Here is a 23,884-nt window from a genome sequence, read left to right as displayed (position 1 = left end):
TAGTTTGACCATGTGTTGTAATATAATCGTAATTCATAACTGGCAGAATACTACATAATTCTATTAATAGGCATATACCGTCGTTTTAAAGAAGATTGATTTTTTCAACACGATCCTGAATTGGAGAGGAGTTTGTCTATGAACGCCAATGTGCAACACATAATGAAACGCTCTTTGCTTTATGGATTTGTTATTACCCAGCCAGTCATCAATTATGTCGATGCTTATCCAGAATTGCAAAATAAAATCCAATTTGAAGCACCTCAATTAGAAATTGCTGAGCACGGAGAAGCGGTCCGCTTCATCCAAAAAAAGCTACATACATTATCTTATTTTGATCAATCAATCGATGGCTCCTTTGAACATTATACAGAACATGCCCTCAAGAATTTCCAAGCCGACCACGAATTATCCGTAAACGGAAAAGCAGATAAGGAAACATTAACAGCTCTCGTAAAAAATGAGAAAAAGCAATATAAACAACAATTGGAAACCTTCGCTAAAGAAATTTACCCAGGTATGCATCATGAAAAGGTAAAACTCGTACAAAAAGCACTCCAATATTTCGATTACTATGAAGGAGAGTTAGACGGGATATACGGTCCTTTAACCACACAAGCATTGGAAATTGCTGAAGATGAGCAAGAGATAACATTAATTCATGCAACATCCCCTGTTGCATCTGCGTCTACGGAAGAAAAAGTTCCAAACGAAGCAGCCAAAGAAAAAACAAAAGAACAAGCAGAAGAAAAAACAGAAGCAAAGAAAGCAACAGAGCAACCGGAACCACAAGAAGTTAAAAAAGCTACCACGGCAGGAATGAATGGATCAGCTATTGTAGAAGCAGCTCGTACGCAAATGGGAACACCATATGTTTGGGGAGGGACGTCTCCAAATGGCTTTGATTGTAGTGGATTTATTCAATATGTATTCCAAGAAGAAGGTATTACTATTCCTCGTACCGTTAGTGAAATTTACAATTTCTCAAAGCCCATTGCAGAACCATCTGTAGGGGATCTTGTGTTTTTTGAAACATATAAGCCTGGTCCATCGCATATGGGGATTTACGTCGGAAATGGTAGTTTTATCCATGCTGGTGAGTCCAAAGGGGTCGAAGTAAGTGAAATGAGTAATTCTTATTGGCAAGAACGCTATATCGGTGCTACACGTGTAAAGCAATGATCCATCTATCGTGTAGCTGCTACATGAAAGGTAATAGTAAAAGAGCGTTTTTGCAATATGGTTCTCCATTCCTTGCATGAAACGCTCTTTCTATTGCTTGTAAGAATAATACGAACGCTTTTTATCATGTTTTCTTATTACTGACCCATTTATAATACAGAAACTTCACTTTCTCACCATTCATAACAAATGGAACCGCGTCGGTTTTTTCATAATGAAAACCATTTTTCTGTAATACTTTTTGCGATGGCAGATTATGGCTTGTTGTCTTAGCATATAACTGCTTGATACCTAATTCTATGGCTTCTTTGATTAAGAGCTGTAACGCCCTTGTGGCTATCCCTTTTCCTGTGTAGGACTGCCCGATTCGATAGCCAAGTACTCCTTGTCGCTGCTCATCCAAATCAACCATATTGATTCTTCCTAATATGTTATCATTATCATCCTTTATTAAATAAAAGTGGGAAACCCCCAGGCTTTGCTCTCCCAATAGTGCTTCATGTCTTTTCAGAAAGTCTATGAGATTATAATACTCATCCCCACGAGTTGGTACCATCTTTTCGAAGAAATCACGATTTTCGTATTCAAACGCTAGCAATGCTTCCGCATCCGTATCTTTCAGCTTAGCTAAGCGAATATTCATCTTTTACAACACCTATCATCCATTTTTAAGAGTATAATTCCATTCCTGATAAAACTGTTCCAAGAACCGTTCTAAAACTTGATGCCGATCTTCTGCAATAGTTTGAGCCGTTGTTGTATGCAAATTGCCTTGAATACGTAATAACTTATCATAAAAATGCTGAATCGTATGGTTGTCTATTTCTTCATGATATAATGGGCGGCCTTTTGCACCGCCATAGGCAAATGCGCGAGCGATGCCAATCGCACCAATAGCATCTAATCGATCAGCATCTTGAACCACTTTTCCTTCCAGCGTTTTGGGAGTCTTTCCTTTACGAAAGGAAACGTCCTGCATGGCTTGTTTAATAGCTCTTATTTGTTGCTGTGACAGAGAAATTTGTTGCAGCAAAACATCCAATTCTTTTTCGATCACAACTGGCTTAGGAAACAATTTGTCATCTCCTACGTCATGCAGCCAAGCAGCCGCTTCACAAATAAATGAATCTGCCCCTTCTTCTTCAGCAATAAATCTAGCTAAATGAGCAACCCGCTCCATATGATAATAATCATGTCCGGTAATATCATCCGTAAATAAGCGCTGTACAAAATGTTTCATCTCCGTTAGCTGTTCTTTCGCTTGCATTAAAACAATCCTTTCGCTTTTCCGTCCTCTCCCACATCCATCTGTAACGCAGCTGGTTTGGCAGGCAGTCCAGGCATAGTTAGTACATCACCGGTTAAGGCAACGATAAAGCCCGCTCCGATTGAAGCTCGTAGTTCTCTAATCGTAATTGTAAATCCAGTTGGTCTACCTAATAAAGCTGGATTATCTGATAACGAATATTGTGTTTTAGCCATACAGACAGGTAAATTGCTCCAACCTTGTTCTTCAAAGAAGCGCAATTGCTCCTGGGCGCTTTTAGTGAGTTCGATATCATGTGCACCATATACTTTCTGAGCAACTTTCCTCATTTTTTCTGTTAATGGCTCATCCAGGTCATACAAAGGCTGGTAAGTACTGTTGAAGCCATCTGCTTTGGCAATTATTTTTTCAGCTAAATCTATTCCCCCTTTTCCACCATCTGCCCAAACGGTGGTTAGCGCGACCTCATATCCTCGCTCTTGGCACCACTCTTGAATAAAGGTCGTTTCTTGCTCTGTATCGGTTGGAAATTGATTGATAGCCACAACAAATGGGACATGAAACGCTTGAATTGTTTCAATATGTTTTTGTAAATTATCCATACCAGCTTCTAAAGCTGCTATATTTTCCGTAGCTAACTTATCCTTTGCAATACCACCATGCATTTTTAATGCTCGTACGGTAGCAACGATCACAACAGCTGAAGTTTGAATATTTCCGGCACGAGACTTAATATGAAAATATTTTTCTGCTCCTAAATCAGCCCCAAATCCAGCCTCTGTGACAGTATAATCAGCTAATTTAGCAGCCGTTTTCGTAGCTATAATACTATTACAACCATGTGCAATATTAGCAAACGGACCACCGTGAATGATTGCCGGAGTGTTTTCCGTCGTTTGTACAAGATTTGGTTTCATCGCATCTTTCAATAATAGGGTTAATGCTCCTTCTACTTTCAGATCGCCTACAGTAACAGGTTGGTTATCAAATGTATAGCCAACAACAATGGCAGCTAACTTCTGCTTTAAATCTTGTAAGTCTGTAGCCAAGCAAAGAACAGCCATAATTTCAGAAGCGACGGTAATCGTAAAGCCATCCTCTCTTGGAACTCCTTGCTTTGGACCGCCTAATCCGATAATGGTCTGACGTAAAGCGCGATCATTGATATCTAATACACGTTTCCATTCAATTCTCCGCGCATCAATTTGCAACGTATTTCCTCGATGAATATGGTTATCAATAAATGCTGCTAAGGCATTATTAGCTGTAGTAATCGCATGAATGTCGCCTGTAAAATGCAAATTAATATCTTCCATCGGTAAAACTTGAGAATATCCCCCACCAGCCGCCCCACCTTTGAGACCCATGACCGGACCTAGTGAAGGCTCGCGAAGTGCAATAATCGCTTTTTTCCCAATCTGGTTGAGTGCTTGTCCTAATCCAACTGTTACGGTTGATTTTCCCTCACCGGCAGGCGTCGGATTAATCGATGTAACTAGTATAATTTTACCGCTCTTTTTATGTTTTAATTTTTCAAAAAGTTGTTCCGACAATTTAGCTTTCGTCTGGCCATAAGGCTCCCAGTCTTCTCTAGTTAAATGAAGTTGTTCGGCAATGTTATGTATCGGCTCTAAGGTTGTTTGTTGGGCTATTTCGATATCTTTATTCATGGTATTACGACCCCTTTTCTTTGTGAAAGTTTAGCAATCGCTTTCATTCCTGATATGATTCACTTAAATGATAACGGGAATTTGAAAAAATGTCGAGTTATCCCCTTCTCTTTTCTTGACGCAACCAGTTAAATGAGCTATATTAGAAACAAGCAAAGAAGATGTACGGATTCATTCATGCAGGCAGCTTCTATAGAAGTGGGTGTTAAAGTGATCCTACACTTCTATAGAAGCTGTCTATTCTTATGTTCTGTTATCTGCTTTGCATTACCACGTTTTTCAAAGGGAACGTGAAGCATTTTAGGAGGATTAATAGATGGAAAACGGAGTAGTAAAATGGTTTAACGCTGAAAAAGGATATGGATTTATTCAGCAAGAAGAAGGAAACGATGTCTTTGTACATTACTCAGCAATTCAAGAAGAAGGATTTAAAACACTTGAAGAAGGTCAAGAAGTGGCTTTTGATATCGTTGAAGGCGAACGTGGACCACAAGCAGCTAATGTAGTAAAAAAATAACGAGCCAACCACATAGATAAAGCGGTAATCTTTTCGTTAGATTGCCGCTTTTTTTGCGACTGAGTCGTTAGACGTTGTCACTCTACAAAGTGAGTGGCTTTTTTCGTGTTCGCTTTAGATAAAGGCAGTTCAAGAAGTTTAACTTAGGGTACGTCATTTTAATATCGACCTATTTCTAATGATGATACATAAATGCACTTCCATATATCGTCCCCCACGAATTTCTTGATGGTTGTCCCTTTCATTCACAAACTGCTTAGAACTTCACAAAATAATATTATTAGGAGAGATCAGATAATTTGTTTAAAGACGATCGTTATAAGGGTTTATCACTAGCTGATATAAAGCGTGATATCATTGCAGGTTTAACAGTAGGGATTGTGGCCATTCCTCTTGGGATGGCGTTTGCTATTGCTTCTGGTGTCAAGCCTGAATACGGTATATATACAACCATTTTTGCTGGATTGTTAGTTGCGCTTTTTGGAGGCTCCCGATTTCAAATTGCCGGACCAACCGGAGCATTTATTCCGATTTTACTAGCTATTGTTTTAGAGTACGGTTATGAGAAGTTATTAGTTGCTGGATTTTTAGCAGGAATTATGCTCTTGCTGATGGGGATATTTAAGTTCGGGAAATTGATTCAATTTATTCCTAGATCCGTAACGATTGGATTTACTTCAGGGATCGCTGTCATTATATTTAGTGGTCAAATTGGTAATTTCCTCGGCCTTGAAGAGCTTGAAAAAAAGCAATACTTTCATGAAAATATGATCCAAATTGCTGAACATATAACTGCTGTTAATTGGTATAGTGTATTTACAGCCATTATCGGTTTATTCGCTATCATCTATATCCCGAAATTATTTCCAAAGGTCCCTGTTCTGTTAGTAGCGTTAATTTTTCCAACTGCTGTTGCCATGGTGTTCTATCCTGCTGAAGTAGCGACCATCGGCACATCCTTTGGTGGCATTCCCCAATCCTTACCTCGTTTTCAATTACCAAATATTACTTGGGAGACTATCCTGGAACTTTGGCAGCCTGCTTTTGTTATTGCTATGCTTGGAGGAATAGAATCACTGTTATCCGCAGTCGTTTCAGATGGAATGACAGGAACAAAGCATAACTCAAATCGGGAGTTGGTTGGTCAGGGAATCGCAAATATGGTTACCCCTATGTTTGGTGGTATACCTGCAACAGGTGCCATTGCTAGAACGGCTACTAATATAAAAAGTGGAGCTGTTAGTCCGTATTCAGGGATTTTTCAAAGTGTCTTTGTTTTGATTATATTGCTTTTATTCGCACCTTTCGCTTCCAATATCCCTTTAGCAAGTATGGCTCCTATCTTAATGGTTGTTGCTTACAATATGAGTGAATATAAATCGTTCACCCATATCCTTAAACTAAAATCAGGAGATTCACTTGTATTAGTAGTCACTTTTTTATTGACGGTGTTCGTTAATCTTACTACAGCTGTACAAATTGGTTTATTGCTTGCAATGGTGTCGTTTATTAAACGGATGAGTGAAGTACTACAAGTAGAAAAAGTCATTCCTGATAAAATGAAAGAAACAACAATGAATGATCATTTGGACACTTGGAGCTCTACATGTCCCAAGCTTTCATTTTACACGGTTGGCGGAGCATTATTTTTTGGAGCTGCAGATAAATTCGAATCCATTATTACACGTTCCATAAACCAACGTCCAACTGTACTAATTTTAAAAATGAAACATGTTTCCATATTGGATGCTACAGGTGCAGCTAATTTGGACGCTCTTGTTACAGATTTTAAAAATATGGGTGGAACTATCATTATCTCAGAAGCGAATTCAGATGTGCTGGCTATGATGAAAGCAAGTGGTCTGTTGCATAAAATTGGGCAACACCATATCTTCAGTCATTCAGAAGAAGCGGTTAATCATGGACTGCAGCTCATAGAAGTTAACAAGTGTTCTATTTGCTCGAAAGAAAATCGAACAACATGTAAAGCATTTAAGCAAAGTACTGATATACCTGTTTCATCGGCGGAACAATAACTACAAATTAACGTAATAAAATATCAATCGTTTTTTATATTTTGAAACGTCGAAAGAAGCTAGGACAAAAGTATCTTTAACAAAGTACCGAACTATATAGACATGATGGATGGTGTAAATAACCTGCTTGTGAAATATACTTCGCGCACCTTAGGGCAACTGGTGAGCATCCTCGTGCTAATGCTGTTGTGTCTCACCAATACTTTTTCTCCCGAGCAGCGTTTACGTATATTTCTAAAACTAAAGAAGTTCATCATTCGCCTTTTGGTTACTCGTTTAGTTATGTCCTAGCTTTCTTTTATTAAGTGTCTGTTCTTACATAAACAGGTCCTATAACTAAAATTATGAAATTAAAGATTATTGCATTTTGATACGAAGCTACGTATAATAGCATTTGTATTTCGCGGTTCGAGAACTCCCGCGTTACCAAAACTAAGGAGGAATTTATGTTGGCGAACGAATGGATTTGGATTATTTTTGCTTTCGTAAATTTTTCCATGCTATTATTGTTTTACCGTTTGTTTGGAAGAACAGGTCTTTATGTTTGGATTGGAATGGCTACGATCATTGCCAATATTCAAGTACTAAAAACGGTTGAGCTTTTCGGGCTTACTGCTACTCTTGGAAATATTTTATACGGTACAGCTTATTTAGCAACAGACATTATTAATGAAAAGCATGGAAAAGACGAAGCAAAAAAAGCAGTATGGATGGGATTTGCTACGTTGTTAGCAATGACAATTATCATGCAGATAGCACTGGTATTTCAACCAGGAGCAGATGATTTTGCGCATGAATCTTTAGCAACGATTTTTGATTTAATTCCACGAATTGTTGCAGGTAGCCTTGCAGCATATATCATTAGTCAATCATTTGACGTGTGGATTTATGATAAATTAAGAAAACTATTTCCTGCTGACAAACATCTGTGGATTCGAAATAATGGCAGTACCGGCATTAGTCAATTGCTAGATACAATTGTATTCTGTACAATCGCGTTTTATGGCAACTATCCAACTGAAATATTTTTTGAAATCTTTATTACTACGTATATTATTAAGTTCATTGTAGCAATTATGGATACGCCATTTATGTATATCGCTAAAAAAATGGATCGGGACTAACGATGTGCCAAGAACTATATATTAGATTTCAAAAGACGCTGGGACATAACTAAAGCGGCTGAAAAAAACGAACAATAAATCGCCAATTGTGTATATGCAAGTTTTAGCGTAGTCAAAATAGGTAGACTCCTGCGGGAACAGCGCGATCTGAAGATCCCACAGGAAAGCGGTTTTTGCTTTCCGAGGAAGCTGAAGAGACCTGCGGAAAGCGAAATATTTTAACATAGCGGTGATAAAAATTTTTTAATGCAAATAAGCCGAACAATGATAAATGGATTGTTCGGCTTATTTGCTATATAGTATTTGCTATAGCTTGAACTTCAACTATTGCAATCTCCTCTCCTTTTCCTTTAAGTTTTATATGCTTTATTAGATAAGTTTAATTCTCGTTATCTGTTTCATTGACAAAATTATCCGAATCCCTTTCTCTCCTTTTTTCCTAAAACAGATTCATTTACTGGTTCATGTTGATGGATTAGACGATAAAGACACTAAATAGTAACGATTTCGTTATATTTTTGTCACATACTTTTTAAACGAATCAGTATAGAAAACTGTTATATCGCGGAAAAATTAGATAATTGAACAAATTATGAAAACGCATTCAAAACCACGATTAGCTGCTTTCTCTCTTGTATAATAAAACTAGATTAAATTTGGATAGCAAGGAGGGATATAATGCGTCAATTAAACGAGAAGAAAATAAATGAGGAGCAACAGTCGCAAGAACCAAATTTAAAAGGAACATTGATTTCCGTATTGTTGCTTGGATTGTTTATTATTGTCGCTTGGGGGAGTATTTTCTATATTTTTATTGACCGGTAACGAGAAAAGGAGTGATGGGAATGCATTTACACAAATACGAAAAAATATGGTTAATATTTGGTATTGGCTCATTGGTCTTATTTTTGGCCGTTTTAGGGTTTGGGGCTTTTTGGAAAGGCACACATCCACAAAGTCATGGGGCAACGATTGATCCGCAAAATATTGAGGCGCATGAAGCATTTCAACCAGAAAACCTTGGCTTAACGAAGGTAGATGATGATAAATATATTGTCAACATCGCTGCATCGGCATTCCATTATGATTTGGGTGTAGATGAAGATGGTAAGCCGGTTAAAAAATTAACCATCCCAAAAGGTTCCACGGTATTATTCCAAATTACAACGAAAGATGTCGTTCATGGATTTAATGTCTCAGGAACAAACGTTAATATGATGGTAGAACCAGGATATATTAGTAGAATGGAAACGGTCATGAAAAAACCTGGAGAATATACCGTTGTATGTAATGAATATTGTGGTGTCGGTCATCATTTAATGTATGCTACTGTGGAGGTGACAGAATAATGTCGATAAAAAAGACAATGAGCGCTGTTCATATAATTCCTAAGCAGTTCCCTATTACAAAGAAAGAAGCCAGATTGTATATGGCATTTATATCGGTTGCATTTATTTCTTTATTCATCGGCGGTTTGATGGGACTTTTGCAAACACTTGTCCGTTCTGGAACGATTACACTACCTTGGGGTATTGACTATTATCAAGTACTAACCGTTCATGGCGTCATTTTAGCACTCGTCTTAACGACATTTTTTATCATTGGGTTTCAATTTGCTTTAATGGGAAAAACCGTTGGCATATCCATGAAACAAAGAAAAGCTGCCTGGCTTAGCTTTTGGATTATGTTAATTGGTACCATTATGACAGCGGCGATGATTTTGTTAGGTAAAGCAAGTGTTTTATATACGTTTTATGCACCTTTACAAGCACACCCTTTATTTTATATTGGGCTTGCTTTAGTTATTGTTGGCAGTTGGGTTGCAGGTATAGTTAATTTCCGGCAAGTTTATGTATGGAAAAGAGCTCATCCCCATGAGAAATCTCCACTTTTAGCATTTATGGTAACCATTAATATGATCATGTGGATTATTGCTTCGCTTGGTGTTGCTGCTGCTGTTCTGGTGCAATTTATTCCATGGTCTCTAGGATACGCGGAAACGATCAACGTGCTAGTAAGCAGAACTTTATTTTGGTATTTCGGTCATCCACTCGTATATTTCTGGCTTTTACCTGCCTATATGGCTTGGTATGCAATCATTCCTAAAATCATTGGAGGAAAAATTTTTAGTGATTCATTAGCGAGATTATCTTTTATTCTATTCTTATTTTTCTCTATTCCAGTTGGTTTTCACCATCAGCTTACAGAACCAGGAATTGATCCCGTTTGGAAGTTCATTCAAGTTGTGCTTACATTTATGGTAGTTATCCCAACTCTAATGACCGCATTTTCATTATTTGCTACTTTCGAAATAACTGGGCGAAAAAAAGGCTTTGGAGGACTATTCGGTTGGTTTAGACATTTACCTTGGAAAGATGTTCGTTTTTTAGCCCCGATGCTAGGCATGTTGGCATTTATTCCAGGTGGTGCTGGCGGAATTATCAATGCTTCACACCAAATGAATGCAGTTGTTCATAATACGATGTGGGTTACCGGTCACTTCCATTTGACTGTAGCAACGACCGTTATGTTAACTTTCTTTGGGGTTAGTTATTGGTTAATTCCCCACTTAACAGGTAGAAAACTTACACCGTCTATAAACAAATTAGGTATTATACAGTCTATTATTTGGATCGTTGGCATGGCAATTATGTCTGGTTCCATGCATATACAAGGGCTGTTAGGTGGGCCAAGGCGGTCCTCGTATTCAGAATATGGCGGAACAGAGCAGGCTGCTGATTGGCTAGGCTATCAAATTGCTCAAGCTATAGGAGGTACCATCCTGTTCATCGGTATTCTTCTTATGGTATATATTGTTATCAAGTTAGCCTTTTTCGCACCAACAGGAAAAGAAGCATTTCCGATTGCAGAAGAAGAAGCTAATGCAAAACCAACTCCTAAATTTATGGAGAATTGGAAGCTATGGATTGGAATAACTGTATTACTGATTCTATTTGCCTATACGGTCCCATTTATTGATATTATTCAGCATTCCCCACCGGGGTCGCCACCATTTGATTGGCCTATAGGCAATCAGTGAGGCGTAAAAAGCTGTCTGTTTCTTCTAGCTTCGTATGCGTGTAACTAAAAGTGAGGCTGGTGCAAAATTATTTCATCAATCTAAAATTCGATCAACTAGCTATTATAGTTGGTATTAACTAACTCGCTCCGGAAATATACGTAGAATCAGGAGGAAGAGTCTTGGGTGAACTCCCCAGTGCGAGAGAGTGAGGAGGCTTACCCGCCGGCATTAAGTAAGCTGCGCAAAGTATATTTCCGGAGCTTTAGTAACTTTTGTTCGTCTACGTCTTTAGCATTACACTTTTTACTTGTGTCCCAACCTCAATTATGTTCATAGACTGCCTTTTCTTCTATCGGAATTCGAACGTATAACAATAAAACGTGTAACATCGGAAACACCATTGCTGTATACCAAGCTCCAAACAGTAAAGGAATGACAAGCAATTCAATACCTACAATCAGATAGTTAGGGTGCTTCATATATCTGTATGGTCCTCGCTTGACGACATCAAACTGCGGGGAAATAATAATTTTCGTGTTCCAAAACCTGCCTAAAGTGGCTATGCACCAAATACGTCCAATTTGTGTCAATAAAAAAACTGCAAATAAAAAGTAATTAAAGGAGAAGCTTTGCTGATTACGGAGTAATACTTCCGTGATTAATGATGCAAAAAACAATGTATGCACTATAACAAACCATTTATAATGCGCTGCTCCTTTTTCCACTCCCCCTCGTTGCTTCATCCAGTTTTCATTGCTGCGTGCAATAACAAGCTCCACCAGACGCTGTAGAATAATCATCACCAAAACAGCCCACAGATAGATTGGCATTAATGCATCCACTCCATTAAAATTAACTCAGAGCTGAATCCTGGCCCAAGCGCAGATAGGACACTTTTTTCTTTAGTATAAACAGCTTCTTCCATCCAGGATCGAAGGACATAAAGAACGGTTGCTGAAGACATATTGCCATGGCTTTTTAATATGGCGGTTGAGTGTTGAAATTTCTTAGCATCTACTTGAAGTACCTTTTGCATCGCTTCAATGACTTTCTTCCCACCTGGATGAGCAATAAAAGCAGAAATATCATTTGCGGCTAAGTGATGTTGTTCAAAAAACAACTGTATATGTTCCTGCCAAAAGTTTTCTACTAAAGCTGGTATACTTTTAGAAAAAATCACTTCAAATCCCGTATTCGTTATTTGCCATCCCATTACCGAAAGACTGCCTTTTTTGGTATAGGAATAGGAATGAAGGAGGCGCGGAACAGCGTTTTGACGACGTTGCACTAGTGAGGATTGTTCTCCAACAAGGAGTGCTGCGCTAATTCCATCCCCAAACAAAGCAGTACCAATAAGATTGCTTTTCTTCAGATCCCCTTTTTGAAATGTTAAACTACATAATTCACAGCAAATAACAAGCGCACATTTTTCTGGATTCGCCGTCAGCCAGTCATTTGCTCTAGCCAAACCTATGGCACCACCAGCACATCCTAAGCCCCATAAGGGCATACGCTGTACATCCTGTCTAAATGGGCGTTCATTGATAAGGTGGGCATCTAATGACGGGGTAGCTACACCAGTACTTGATACAAAAATAATCATATCAATATCCTGATAAGCAATAGGGTGTGACAAGAAATTATCTTGATACAAGCAGTCATCAACTGCTTTTAATGCAAATTCTTTTGCCAGTTTAAGGTATAAATCATTTCGTTCTTGAAACGAATGCTCTTCTAAAAACCAATCAGACGAGACAGCAAACTGTCGTTGTTCTATTTGCGCGTGATCAAAAACAGGGAGCAATCGATTGATTTCTCGTTCCGAAAAAGTAAAGATTTGCTGAACCATTTGCTTGATATATTGTTGACTAAGATGATAGTCTGGTATTCCAAGTCCAACAGAACAAATATACGCCATGTTCTAAATCTCCTTTAGCATCAACGAATAATCGCTATTACTCCCTGTGAATACAATCCATAATCCTTATTGAAAAAAATACTTCCATTGCCTACAGCATGATCCGCTATCATCCATTATTTAAAGCTGACTCAACCTTAAAATTGATAGATAGCGCCATATTTTTTCTGTAAGTACTGGATTAAATAATCAGGGTTTAACGATTCTTTCGTTACATCTGTTAAAATCTCTAATGGTTTTTTCATCTTTCCATACTGGTGAATTGATTTTCCTAGCCAATCTTTGATAGGGGTTAAATCGCCAGTTTGAACCAGGTTTTCTACATCCAGTGTTTGCGACAACGTATGGTGTATTTGCGCTGCATACATGTAGCCTAAAGCGTATGAAGGAAAATAGCCGAAATCCCCACCTGCCCAATGGATATCTTGTAGCACCCCTTCTCGATCTGTTGAAGGCACAATACCAAGATAATCCTTCATTTTTTCATTCCATAAATGTGGCAAATCTTCTACTGTGATTTCTTTGTTTATAAGCGCTTTTTCCAACTCATATCGAATCATTATATGTAGTGGATACGTTAATTCATCTGCTTCAATTCGGATAAAGGATGGCTTCACTTCGTTGATTGCTTGATAAAATGCTTCTAATTCTACATTTTGAAATGTATGCGGTGCATAGCGTAAAAATAGATCATAGTTTTTCTGCCAAAACGGATAGCTTCTTGCGATAAAATTCTCCCATAATAAGGATTGCGACTCATGGATGCCCATGGAAGCGCCAGTTGCTAATGGCGTTCGAACTAAACGAGGATCTATGTTTTGTTCATATAAACCGTGTCCTCCCTCATGAATCGTCCCAAACACGGCCATTCGAAAATCTTTTTCGTCATAGCGTGTTGTTAATCGCACATCACTTAGACTTAGAGTAATGGCGAACGGGTGTACAGTCTCATCTAAGCGACCAGATTGAAAATCATATCCCATCTGTTTAAGCAGTTGTTCTGTAAAACTTGCTTGATCCTGTTTAGGAAAATGGAATTGGACTAAACTAGGATCAGGTTTTACTGCACTTGCTTGCACTTTTTCTAAAAGAGATAGCAAAGATTTTCTTAAATCTGGAAATACATGGTCCAATGTTTCCACGGTGACGCCAGGCTCAAATTTATGGAGCAACGCATCATATATATTATCTTCATAGCCCCAATAGGAAGCAAAATCACGGTTATAATCTACAAGCTTTTTTAGATATGGCTGAAATAAGTTAAAGTCTGCATCCTCTCTTGCCTGTTGCCAAATCGCTTCTGCTTTAGTTTGTGTTATCATAAATTCTTTATACAATGGATGAGGAATTTGTTTATTTCTTTCCAATTCTTCTTCACAAACTTCAAGTGTTTTAACAAGAATTGGGTCCTCCGAACGATGTTTAAGTTCACCGATGAACTCTTCCATTTGGTTTGAAGTTTGTAATTGATGAATTTTTTCTCCTAAAAATCCAGCAACTTCTGAGCGCTGTTCTACACCTTTATTTGGAATTTTTGTCCGCATATCCCAATGTATAAGCATAAGAGCTTCTCTATAGTAGTCGATTTCTGCTAGGTATGTTTTAAATTGTTGTTCTTTTTCGTTTATGTTCATAATTAGTCTCCTTTCTGTTTCTTACCGAAGTATTGATAATAATCCGTGCGAAGATAGCCATTAAATAATTTCCGTTTTTTCGTTGCTTTCGCTCCATAAGCCGCTTCAAATTGATCAAAAGCAGTTATAATATAAACGCTCCAGGTGGGATGCTCTTTCATGATGGAACCTAATTGTTTTGTAATTTCTGCTGCTTTTTTTTCATCACCGAGTCGTTGACCATATGGTGGATTACTGACAATATAACCATTTAACTGTTTGAACGTCAGGTCACTTACTTGCATTTGTTTCCAATAAATCAGCTCGCCTAGCCCTGCTTCAAGTGCGTTTTGCTTTGCAATTTCAATCATTTTATGGTCAATGTCCGATCCAGTAATATCCAAAGGCTGGTTGTAGTTTGCTACATCCTCTGCTTCCTCAAATGCTTGATCCCAATACTTTTGTTTCACAAACGACCATCCTTCCGAGGCAAATTCTCGGTTAAATCCAGGAGCAATGTTCTGTCCAATCATCGCGGCTTCGATGGGGATTGTACCCGATCCGCAAAATGGATCTATAAAAGGTTCGTCTGGATGCCAATTTGTCAATAACACTAAAGATGCAGCTAATGTTTCTTTTAGGGGAGCTTCACCTTGTCCAACGCGATAACCTCGTTTATGTAGTCCAGTACCTGAAGTGTCAATGGTCAGTGTTGCTTCATCTTTTAATAAGGCAATTTCTACACGATACATGGATCCCGTTTCAGGTAGCTTGGAAACCATGCCATATTTTAATTTCATGCGCTCAACAATCGCCTTTTTAACTATTTTTTGACAATCTGGAACACTATGTAATTGTGAATGCACCGATTTTCCAATTACGGGAATTTGGCCATTTTCATCGATGTAAAGCTCCCACGGCAACGCTTTTGTTCCTTCAAATAAATCGTCAAATGAAGTTGCCTTGAAGGTACCAACCAATAATTTAACCCGATCCGCAGAACGTAGCCATAGGTTACAGCGAGGAATGGCGTTTATAGGTGCTTCAAATTGGACTTTTCCATTATCCACTTGTACGTCATATCCTAAATTTTTCACTTCTTTAGCAACAACGGATTCTAATCCCATTGCCGCAGTGGCAATTAAAGTAACTGTCTGCATATAAAAACGTCCTTTCGATGACTATTTGTTGTTTTAGTTTACCATATTTTCTTATCCATCATGAAAGGATATTCGTTTAAACAAGAGAAAATATGATCGGTTTGATAGCAAATATCGATGAGCGCTAAAGGATACTCTCTATCCATCTACAAAAAACAAAAGCCTCTCTTCTGTTACTACAAAGTAACAAAAGAAAGGCTGTTTCTCATTTATTCTGACCTGTTAAATACTCGATAAGCCATGTTCTGTACCATTGTACTGCAAACGGTGGTCAACCTCGTACTCCGGTTGTGATCATCTATCTACAAGCTTAGCTTGTCCTTCGTTCGGTTCCTGTTCCCTACTAGAAGATGCCCCTACCATTATTTGGGTTGCTCACTCGCGGGGTTTACCTCGTTCCACCTGAAAGGTTTCCCAATCAGCTTCGTCACTGTGGCACTTTCAAGGCCGCTTCCATATCCAATTACAGGACGTAGGTAGTTGGCCTGCCGTTAACCAAAATGGTTACCTTGACTTATGATTTCGTCAAGCACGAACACTACAAACATCGCAGTTTGTGTGAGCATGGACTTTCCTCTGTATACTATACAGCGATCACATGAGTATCTAACACTAGTCTAAAATAAAATTATACCATAAAGATTTAAAAAAGCAAGATCCAATTTTAATTATCCTTCTGAATCAGCAAACTTTTTGCCGAATACTGCTTTTTCCAGATTCGAGAGTCTTTTAAGAACATCATAATTTACTTGATGATTCGGAGGAGTCTGTACAGATCTCGTCTTCGGTTTTTCGGAACTCACTTTTCGTAATTGATCATTTTCTTGTTGTAAACGATCAATTTCTTGTTTAAATACATCATAATCTTGAATAATTAAATCGAGGAACTCATCTACTTCTTCTTGGTTGTATCCACGCATCGCTGTTTTAAAGTCTTTATCCAGAATATCTTTACTTGTAAAATGCACTTGATTCATACTCACTAGCTATCACCTCATACTAATTCTAAAATAAGTCTGGCTTGTTCATTTCTTTTTCATTGTATGACAAGAAAATGATTTTATGTTTGTATACCTCTTTATTATTATAGCATTAAAAGAGAAGCGTGAAAAATGAATCTGTGCAAAATGAAGACCAATTAAATAGGTTTTCATTCCTCCCCACTGATTGGTAGTACCGTAATGGTATGACCTAAAGGCAGCTTAATAAGGCATTTAAGTGCTGCTATCTCTCCCATTAGACTTGTTGCAGTACCATATTATCCAACTCCTGGAGTGGAAATCTTACAGCACCTTAAAAAGCGCCAAAACAAGTCTCTTAACACGTATCTCTACAGGAAATACAGTCTAAAAGATCGAATTGGCACCTTCTTATTTGGATAGTAATTAAGTACCGTGCAGTGTAATGATAAATTCTACTTTTAAGGTACTACAAGTCCTGCCCCTCTAACTCACGAAGAAAGGCTAAACGAAAATTTCTTTACACTTCTTGTTCTAAATCCGCTGGTTGGAATGAAAACGGCAATAGTTCTTCCATTGTTATTGTTTTCACATCCTGTTTCAGATTTGTTAAATGGATCGGCATATCACTAGAAAAAAATTCGCTCATTACTTGTCTGCATGACCCGCATGGAGGAACAGGGCGATCTGTATCAGCTACAACAGCCATTTCGGTAAATTCTCTTTCTCCATTTGCAATAGCTTGAAAAATAGCTACTCGCTCCGCACAACACGTAACCGGATAAGCAGCATTTTCAATATTGCAACCAGTATAAATAGTTCCGGAAGCTGTTTGTAAAGCTGCACCAACTTGAAACTTGGAATATGGCACATATGCTTTTTCTCGTATAGTCTTAGCTGCTTGTATTAATGCTTGTTTCGTTGTCATGATCATCACCTTTCCCCAAACTTGGAACTTTATTATAAGTAAAAACGTCTAAATTGTAAAGCGGTTACACCTTTGTATTTAATTCCCGCAACAGTTGATCAAAAATATATTGTACCGAGTGATTTAACTCCATATAGCGTTTTCGTCTTACATCGATATAGTAACTATGCATCAGCAATAATTCCATGTTTTCTTTAGTCGATACTATCTGGTGGGGATGGACATTTACTTTTCGTTCTCGAATCAGCTGTAATGACTCTTTCTCCCATTCCTCGAGCAACTGATAAATCGGAGTAGTCTCCTCTTTCACTTTTTGAAACAAAGCTCTATCTTTTCGATTCTCTGGAGGATCATTCTGCTCAAATTTTTGCTTTAAATGGTCTAAATGTTCTTTTAATATATTCGTTTGTTGCTTGATATCCATTTCACTATCAACCTTCTTACCTTTATATTACTCCTTTTAATGTTAACACAGGATCTAATTTTATGTTAGAAAGAATGGCTCTTATCTTCCAAGATATTTCTTTTTTCTTAAATGCTTACACCGATTTTTTATTACTTCCATTTCATTTAGCCTGTCATAATACTGGCTTGATATATTATTTTCTATTTTCATGGTTAGCTTTTGGTCGATACGGCGAATTTGATCTGATAACTGATAAAATGCTATTTCCACTGATTTACGTTCAACGCCATTTTTTCCTTTAACCGGTAACTGATGAGCTAGCATATACATCTAACACCTCCTATATGATCGTTTTTGTCCTGCACCCAAGAGGCGTAAGAATCCCGCTTCCATCCTAAGTCGATACCAACAATTAACACATATTTGGTCGATTCGTTCGGACCGGTGAGACGTCGCTCACAAGACGTTGCTGCAGGACAAGGAAACTGTTTTGAATAAACATCGCCTTCTTTTTCAGGGAACATGGGAAAACTACGTTAGTAAATTATTGCAAGCAGTAATTTTCTAGGATGTCTGTCTGCGATTCTTACCTTTGTTTTCCTTCATTCAACAGATGGACAGTAGAAAATCCCTCTAAACAGATTTCACTTATATAGTATTCGCTTTAAAACCAAAGCTTCCTTCATGTTCGACAAAACTAGAATAAAGCTTACAAAACAAGTGAATAAACTTATTTATTTTGCTGTTTTTGACAAACTAATTATGAAAGGAGGGTGTTACAATGAATGATAAGAAGAAGAAGCAAACTAAAACAGAAAGTATCCGTTCCAAGTCTCTAAAAAAAGGAGATAAAAAATTGAATGGACCAAACTATCCAGCAACGTAACTAAAAAAATAGGGTGCGACCAACTATAGTTAGTCGCACCCTGTATTTAACACCCCTTTTCAATGACCTATAAAATATTTCTTTGTGTTTAGTGCTTGTTTTGCATAAAAGTAAGCAAATAATAGCTGACGTTTTTGATAAAATGTTTTCCCTATTTTTTGGTTCTTATGTGCCGGATTTTTTCGGAGCCACTTCTGCTTTATACCCCCTAATTGATACCAATCGATTCGAATAGTATCATGATGTGTGATAACAGGGTATACCATTCTTAAGAATGGAGTTGATGGTTGTGGAGGAAGCTTTAAAAAACGTTCATAATCACGGCGAGAACCGGTATGCGTACAATATTTTGCAAATAAAAGGGTTTGCTCATAGACGGATGGGGAAAACATAATAGAAGCGAGTTTTTTACCTAAAAAAATTCGCTTTGTTAAATTTGTGAAGTTTTGGACATAAGTTCCATATAAATTGTTGGACATAGTTGGAAAAAGAACCGCATTCGTCATAAGTATATTTTGCATTTGGTATGGCAATTGTTGAAATACTCGATGTTGAAAAAAATCTTGTTCGATCACTGGACCTTGAATAACATTTTGCTCGTTAATAATTAGAGCGTGTACAAGACGATTTTTATCACAATACTTCCAAAAATAATGCCATTCTTTTATCATATAACTAGAAACATGAAACATGGAAAGAAGATCGAACATTGGTTTGTTCTTTTGCTTGGATAATTGGTATACTAAGAGTTGCGGAAAAGCATCTGAAAAAATAAGCCAATTAGCGCGTTCATAAGTCATAAACAATCGTTCTCTTTCTCGTTTGCCTAATAAATATCGAAATGGAGTCATGCACAAATCTGTCATATTCCATCCAGCATTTCTGGATACCATACTTGCTAAGAATGCCCATTTAATTTCCGGGAATTTCCGGTAAAAAGTAAAATAAGCATTTGTGCGCGTGATATTATCTCGATTATGTACTGACGTTTTATTTGTTATATAATGAAGATAGGCGTGGATGTCTGAACCTGTATACATCTATTCTGCCTCCCTTTTAGGTCTACTATTTTATAACATGTACGAGGCACTGCATCAATATGCAATATAACAGGTGGTATTTTTTACACGAAAGCAACGATGCAAGGAGGATGTGTTAGAAGATGAATTACCCGAATGGAAAGAGAAGTGCTAGCGTATTTAAAAACAATAATTTATATTCACATCAATTCGGAAATCGTGGTATGTCATTAGAAAAAGATATTAATGATACGAATGCATATTATTTAGAAACAAATAAAGCTGTTATTCATAAAAAGCCAACGCCTATTCAGATTGTAAAGGTGAATTATCCAAAACGAAGTGCAGCAGTTATTACGGAAGCCTATTTTAAACAAGCTTCAACAACAGATTATAATGGAATTTACCGCGAAAAATATATCGATTTTGAAGCGAAGGAAACGAAAAACAAAACACTTTTTCCGTTAGCAAATATCCACCAGCATCAAATTGACCATATGGAAGCAGTTGTTGCTCAAGGTGGTGTAAGTTTCATATTAATTCGGTTTGCTGTACTGGATGAAACGTATTTACTTCCTGCTGAAAAACTGTTTACGCATTGGAACGCCCAGTTAAACGGCGGTAAAAAATCTATTGCGTATGAAACAATTAAACAGCAGGGTTATTTTATCCCTTTTCAATATAAGGCTAGAGTTGACTATTTAACAATTATTGATAAGCTTTATTTTTAGAGACGGAGGAATGAAGCATGGCAAATAATAGCCAATCTCGTACAGCGAGAAGAAAACAAAAGAAAGCAAAGAAAAAACCCTTATGGAAAAAAATACTACTCTCAATTGTCATCATATTTATCGTTATGGGGCTTGGTGCTGGTGCTACTGCTGCCTATTGGATAGCTACAGCTCCAGATTTAGATGAATCAAAGCTATCTGATCCGCTTGCTTCGGAATTTCTAGATAAAGACGGCAAAGCTTTTGCGGTTTTAGGTGAGAAAAACCGAACGAAAATCAGCTATGATGACTTACCACAAGTATTAATTGACGCCGTTACCGCAACAGAAGATGCGAGATTTTTTGAGCATTCAGGTATTGACTTAAGAAGGATTGGTGGTGCAATCATTGCCAATATTAAAAACGGATTTGGCTCAGAAGGCGCCAGTACGATCACACAGCAAGTAGTGGAAAAATCCTTTCTATCCGCAGAGAAAAAGATAAGCTTAAAAGTTCAGGAGCAATGGTTGGCTCTCCAATTGGAAAGAGACTATTCTAAAGAAGAAATTATGGAAATGTATTTGAACAAGATTTTTTACGGTAGCAACGCATATGGTGTAGCTGCAGCCGCTGAAACATATTTCGGCAAAGAGGATTTGAATGATTTAACATTACCTGAAGCAGCGATATTAGCTGGTCTTCCGCAACGTCCAACAGCTTACAATCCATTTAAAAATCCGGAATTAACGAAAGAACGAATGGATACCGTACTTACGCTGATGGTACGTCATGGTAAAATCTCTGAAAAGGAAGCCGAAGAAGCCAGAAATGTTGATATTCCTTCTTTATTAGTGGAAAAGAAACCAGAAACAACACCTTATGAAGGGTTTCTCCAACAGGTAGAAAAAGAAGTCAAAGAAAAAGTAAATGGTGCAGACATTTATACAGATGGGTTAAAGATCCATACGACAATTGACCAAAGTGCTCAAAAGCATGTGGAATCGTTATTAACTGATAGCGATGCTAACCCGATTAGCTATCCGGATGATGAGATGCAAGCAGCCATGACAGTACTTGATACAAAAACCGGTGCTATTCGTGCCATTGGCGGAAGAAGAAATAGTGAAGGAAAAAAAGAATTAAATTACGCGATTCAAAATACAACCCAAGCTGGCTCAACATTCAAACCGATTATCTCTTATGGACCAGCGATTGAATATAATAAGATATCCACATATCATCAGATTAATGACGACAAACCTTATCCAATCCCTGGTACGAATAAAACGATTAGAAACTGGAATCGTCAATACGCAGGCTGGATGACTGCACGTCATGCGCTTAACCAATCTTTAAACGTACCAGCTGTGAAAGTCCTAGAAGAAGTTGGATATGATAAAGCAAAAGAGTTCGCAGAAGGTTTGGGCATTAAGTTTGCAGATAATAAAATTCTTATTGGAGATGCTATTGGCGGGACCAAAACAGAAGTGACCCCTTTACAGTTAGCTGGAGCATTCCGAGCTTTTGGAAATGAAGGGTTATATAATGAACCGTATTCTGTGACTAAAGTTGAATTTCCAGATGGAAAAACGGTTGAATTAACGCCGAAAGCTAAACCTGCTATGTCAGATTATACGGCATATATGATGACAGATATGATGAAAACAGTTGTGACTGAGGGAACAGGTAAAACCGCGAATATTCCGGGTCTTCCGGTAGCTGGTAAAACGGGAACAACGAGCTTACCAGAGCGAGAAGGAAGTCCTGATGCCTGGTTTAGTGGCTATACGACGAATTATACCATCTCTGCATGGGTAGGAGGCTATCAGGATGAGGAAGGTAAACGAGAACCAATTCCTGATGGAAATACGCAAATTCCACTTGAAATGTTTAAAAGTACCATGACGGAATTATCGAAGGATATTGAAACAAAAGATTTCGTTAAACCTGATTCTGTAGTCGAAGCAGAAGTGGAAAAAGGCTCAAATCCTCCTGCCAAGCCAAGTGCACACACACCCGCTGACAAGATTATTACTGAACTATTTGTAAAAGGAACAGAACCGAAAGAAACTTCGGAGGTGTTTGATCAACTAGACCCAGTTAGCGGACTAACAGCAAGCTTTAATGAAGACAGTAATTCTATTGATGTTTCGTGGAATTACGATTCTGATGCAGATGTGTCCTTTGAAATTAGTGCGCAAATCGATGGTGGCGCGATGCAGGCGTTGTCGACAACGGAAGATACGTCGATGAAAATTTCCCAAGTCGAGCCGAACGCTAAATATACCATTCAAGTCGTAGCAGTTAGCAATGAAGATGATGGTTCTAAGAGTGAACCAAAAACGACTACCGTCTCGACCGGAGAAGATGAGCCTGATGAATTACCGGGAGTAGTAGGACTGACAGCTACCTACAATGATGCAAATGCTATAATTGATGTCAGCTGGAATTATAATGGTCCACCAGCTAGCTTTGAAGTATCCGTTAACGGACAGTCACAAACGGTAGAATCAAATGGCTTAGAAGTAAGTGGTGCAAAACCTGGGGAAACGTATACGATTTCCGTTACACCAATTGGAAAAGAAGGCGAAAATGAAGGTGTACGTGGTCCTGCTCAACAAACATCAGTAACCGTACCAGCTGAGCAGACAGAACCACCAGCTGATGACGGTGAGGATGGAAGTGGAAATGGAAATGGAAATGGTAATGGTGATGGAGATAATGGATCTGGTAACGAGGATGGTAATGTAGACCAAGATGGCAGTGAAGGTCGTCCACCAGAAGAGGAACAAGAACCGGAACCAGATGAAGGCGGAGAAGGAAACGGAAATAGTGAAACCCCTCCAGGTGAGGAAGGCTAAACCCAATCGAAAGATAGGAACCCTATCATAATCCGCATGAACGTAACAGACTTGCCTTGTTTAGGCGTAATTGCTAATAAATTTTTTTAAAAAAGAGGTAAACGCAATTTGAACTGCCCCCTGTCGAGTAGATAGTGGAAATAATAAAAATGATTTAAACGGCTTTAGTTCTATATTCTATAGAGCTGAGGCCGTTTAATCGTTTTTGATATCTTAAAAATATATGACTCATCCATCGCATTAGATAGCTCCTCAAATGTCTCATACTTACGTAAATAATATATTTCGCTTTGGGTGTTCTCAAAAAGATTCCATGGGTCCATTATCCATACATTTATCAACTTAAGACATACGCTATGCCATTTCTGCTTCGTCTAAATCCATGTGAAGTATTTGAAAACCACGAACACTATGGATTAATGAATCTTCCTACTGTTTCAGAGTGACTGTAGCTAGATCGACTGCATATGTCTCTATCTATTCATATAAGGACCTTTTAGAAATACCATACGTGGAACATAACTCTACAATGGTACGCCATTAACACTTCATATTTTAAATGACTAGAACAAAACTGATTGGACACAGAAAGCTCCCCCGGGTAGA

At 38.0% G+C, this 23,884-nt stretch carries 21 protein-coding genes and 1 other RNA gene; 9 read left to right on the top strand and 13 right to left on the bottom strand.

What is annotated here, in order from left to right:
- The first annotated feature begins 162 nt into the window (after positions 1 to 162).
- On the top strand, positions 163 to 1,182 hold the full coding sequence (locus KBP50_RS08900; RefSeq protein ID WP_236691433.1) for a C40 family peptidase: 1,020 nt from the start codon (positions 163 to 165) through the stop codon (positions 1,180 to 1,182).
- A gap of 124 nt (positions 1,183 to 1,306) precedes the next feature.
- Here KBP50_RS08900 and KBP50_RS08895 read toward each other — a convergent pair whose 3' ends face one another.
- Genes KBP50_RS08895 through KBP50_RS08885 form a run of 3 tightly spaced genes read right to left on the bottom strand, consistent with a single transcriptional unit; the run spans position 1,307 to position 4,119 of the window.
- Positions 1,307 to 1,825 carry a GNAT family N-acetyltransferase gene (locus KBP50_RS08895; RefSeq protein ID WP_050352901.1) on the bottom strand — a complete coding sequence of 173 codons (519 nt, stop codon included), beginning with the start codon at positions 1,823 to 1,825 and terminating at the stop codon, positions 1,307 to 1,309.
- A gap of 15 nt (positions 1,826 to 1,840) precedes the next feature.
- Positions 1,841 to 2,449 (bottom strand): HD domain-containing protein, encoded by a 609-nt coding sequence (locus KBP50_RS08890; protein WP_050352902.1) that lies wholly within the window; start codon positions 2,447 to 2,449, stop codon positions 1,841 to 1,843.
- Positions 2,449 to 4,119: a formate--tetrahydrofolate ligase gene (locus KBP50_RS08885; RefSeq protein ID WP_050352903.1), complete on the bottom strand. Its 1,671-nt coding sequence runs from the start codon at positions 4,117 to 4,119 to the stop codon at positions 2,449 to 2,451. Before KBP50_RS08885 ends, KBP50_RS08890 begins: the two co-directional genes overlap by 1 nt.
- Positions 4,120 to 4,435: 316 nt before the next feature.
- Between KBP50_RS08885 and KBP50_RS08880 the strand changes: the two genes are divergently transcribed.
- The 6 genes from KBP50_RS08880 to KBP50_RS08855 all read left to right on the top strand — a co-directional run bounded on the left by KBP50_RS08880 (position 4,436) and on the right by KBP50_RS08855 (position 10,836).
- Positions 4,436 to 4,636: a cold-shock protein gene (locus KBP50_RS08880; protein ID WP_050352904.1), complete on the top strand. Its 201-nt coding sequence runs from the start codon at positions 4,436 to 4,438 to the stop codon at positions 4,634 to 4,636.
- A 299-nt stretch (positions 4,637 to 4,935) separates the two neighbouring features.
- Entirely contained in the window at positions 4,936 to 6,672 is a 1,737-nt protein-coding gene (locus KBP50_RS08875) for a SulP family inorganic anion transporter (RefSeq protein WP_050352905.1), read from the top strand.
- 449 nt (positions 6,673 to 7,121) lie between these two features.
- On the top strand, positions 7,122 to 7,796 hold the full coding sequence (locus tag KBP50_RS08870; RefSeq protein ID WP_050353542.1) for a queuosine precursor transporter: 675 nt from the start codon (positions 7,122 to 7,124) through the stop codon (positions 7,794 to 7,796).
- 678 nt (positions 7,797 to 8,474) lie between these two features.
- The gene (locus tag KBP50_RS08865) at positions 8,475 to 8,621 is read left to right on the top strand and encodes a cytochrome c oxidase subunit 2A (protein WP_076361886.1); all 147 of its coding nucleotides are present in this window, start codon (positions 8,475 to 8,477) and stop codon (positions 8,619 to 8,621) included.
- A 20-nt stretch (positions 8,622 to 8,641) separates the two neighbouring features.
- Entirely contained in the window at positions 8,642 to 9,145 is a 504-nt protein-coding gene (locus KBP50_RS08860; protein ID WP_050352906.1) for a cytochrome c oxidase subunit II, read from the top strand.
- Positions 9,145 to 10,836: a b(o/a)3-type cytochrome-c oxidase subunit 1 gene (locus KBP50_RS08855; RefSeq protein WP_050352907.1), complete on the top strand. Its 1,692-nt coding sequence runs from the start codon at positions 9,145 to 9,147 to the stop codon at positions 10,834 to 10,836. The genes KBP50_RS08860 and KBP50_RS08855 overlap by 1 nt, the downstream gene beginning before the upstream one ends.
- A gap of 302 nt (positions 10,837 to 11,138) precedes the next feature.
- Here the strand turns inward: KBP50_RS08855 and KBP50_RS08850 are convergent, their stop codons facing one another.
- From KBP50_RS08850 to KBP50_RS08805, 10 genes are all read right to left on the bottom strand, one after another.
- The gene (locus KBP50_RS08850; protein ID WP_050352908.1) at positions 11,139 to 11,648 is read right to left on the bottom strand and encodes an isoprenylcysteine carboxyl methyltransferase family protein; all 510 of its coding nucleotides are present in this window, start codon (positions 11,646 to 11,648) and stop codon (positions 11,139 to 11,141) included.
- Positions 11,648 to 12,736, bottom strand: coding sequence for a type III polyketide synthase (locus tag KBP50_RS08845; RefSeq protein WP_050352909.1), 1,089 nt, complete (start codon positions 12,734 to 12,736; stop codon positions 11,648 to 11,650). The genes KBP50_RS08850 and KBP50_RS08845 overlap by 1 nt, the downstream gene beginning before the upstream one ends.
- Positions 12,737 to 12,873: 137 nt before the next feature.
- Positions 12,874 to 14,370 (bottom strand): carboxypeptidase M32, encoded by a 1,497-nt coding sequence (locus KBP50_RS08840; RefSeq protein ID WP_050352910.1) that lies wholly within the window; start codon positions 14,368 to 14,370, stop codon positions 12,874 to 12,876.
- Between the two features lie 2 nt (positions 14,371 to 14,372).
- Positions 14,373 to 15,509 (bottom strand): THUMP domain-containing class I SAM-dependent RNA methyltransferase, encoded by a 1,137-nt coding sequence (locus KBP50_RS08835; RefSeq protein WP_050352911.1) that lies wholly within the window; start codon positions 15,507 to 15,509, stop codon positions 14,373 to 14,375.
- Between the two features lie 229 nt (positions 15,510 to 15,738).
- Positions 15,739 to 16,115, bottom strand: an RNA gene (gene rnpB, locus KBP50_RS08830) — RNase P RNA component class B.
- Between the two features lie 62 nt (positions 16,116 to 16,177).
- Positions 16,178 to 16,486 (bottom strand): cell division regulator GpsB, encoded by a 309-nt coding sequence (gene gpsB, locus KBP50_RS08825; RefSeq protein ID WP_170875365.1) that lies wholly within the window; start codon positions 16,484 to 16,486, stop codon positions 16,178 to 16,180.
- 502 nt (positions 16,487 to 16,988) lie between these two features.
- Positions 16,989 to 17,396, bottom strand: coding sequence for a cytidine deaminase (cdd, locus tag KBP50_RS08820; protein WP_050353543.1), 408 nt, complete (start codon positions 17,394 to 17,396; stop codon positions 16,989 to 16,991).
- 64 nt (positions 17,397 to 17,460) lie between these two features.
- Positions 17,461 to 17,820 carry a DUF1798 family protein gene (locus KBP50_RS08815; protein ID WP_050352913.1) on the bottom strand — a complete coding sequence of 120 codons (360 nt, stop codon included), beginning with the start codon at positions 17,818 to 17,820 and terminating at the stop codon, positions 17,461 to 17,463.
- An 81-nt stretch (positions 17,821 to 17,901) separates the two neighbouring features.
- The gene (locus tag KBP50_RS08810; protein WP_050352914.1) at positions 17,902 to 18,132 is read right to left on the bottom strand and encodes a hypothetical protein; all 231 of its coding nucleotides are present in this window, start codon (positions 18,130 to 18,132) and stop codon (positions 17,902 to 17,904) included.
- A 615-nt stretch (positions 18,133 to 18,747) separates the two neighbouring features.
- Positions 18,748 to 19,728 (bottom strand): DUF2515 family protein, encoded by a 981-nt coding sequence (locus KBP50_RS08805; RefSeq protein WP_050352915.1) that lies wholly within the window; start codon positions 19,726 to 19,728, stop codon positions 18,748 to 18,750.
- 122 nt (positions 19,729 to 19,850) lie between these two features.
- Here KBP50_RS08805 and recU point away from each other — a divergent pair, with 122 nt between their 5' ends.
- Both recU and KBP50_RS08795 read left to right on the top strand, forming a co-directional pair.
- Positions 19,851 to 20,438, top strand: coding sequence for a Holliday junction resolvase RecU (gene recU, locus KBP50_RS08800; protein WP_050352916.1), 588 nt, complete (start codon positions 19,851 to 19,853; stop codon positions 20,436 to 20,438).
- Between the two features lie 17 nt (positions 20,439 to 20,455).
- A complete protein-coding gene (locus KBP50_RS08795; protein ID WP_050352917.1) occupies positions 20,456 to 23,278 on the top strand; it encodes a PBP1A family penicillin-binding protein in 2,823 nt (940 codons plus the stop codon).
- Positions 23,279 to 23,884 lie beyond the last annotated feature (606 nt).

This window comes from Virgibacillus pantothenticus, assembly GCF_018075365.1.
Classification (GTDB): Bacteria; Bacillota; Bacilli; order Bacillales; family Amphibacillaceae; genus Virgibacillus; species Virgibacillus pantothenticus.
This window is presented reverse-complemented; position numbering and strand designations above follow the sequence as displayed.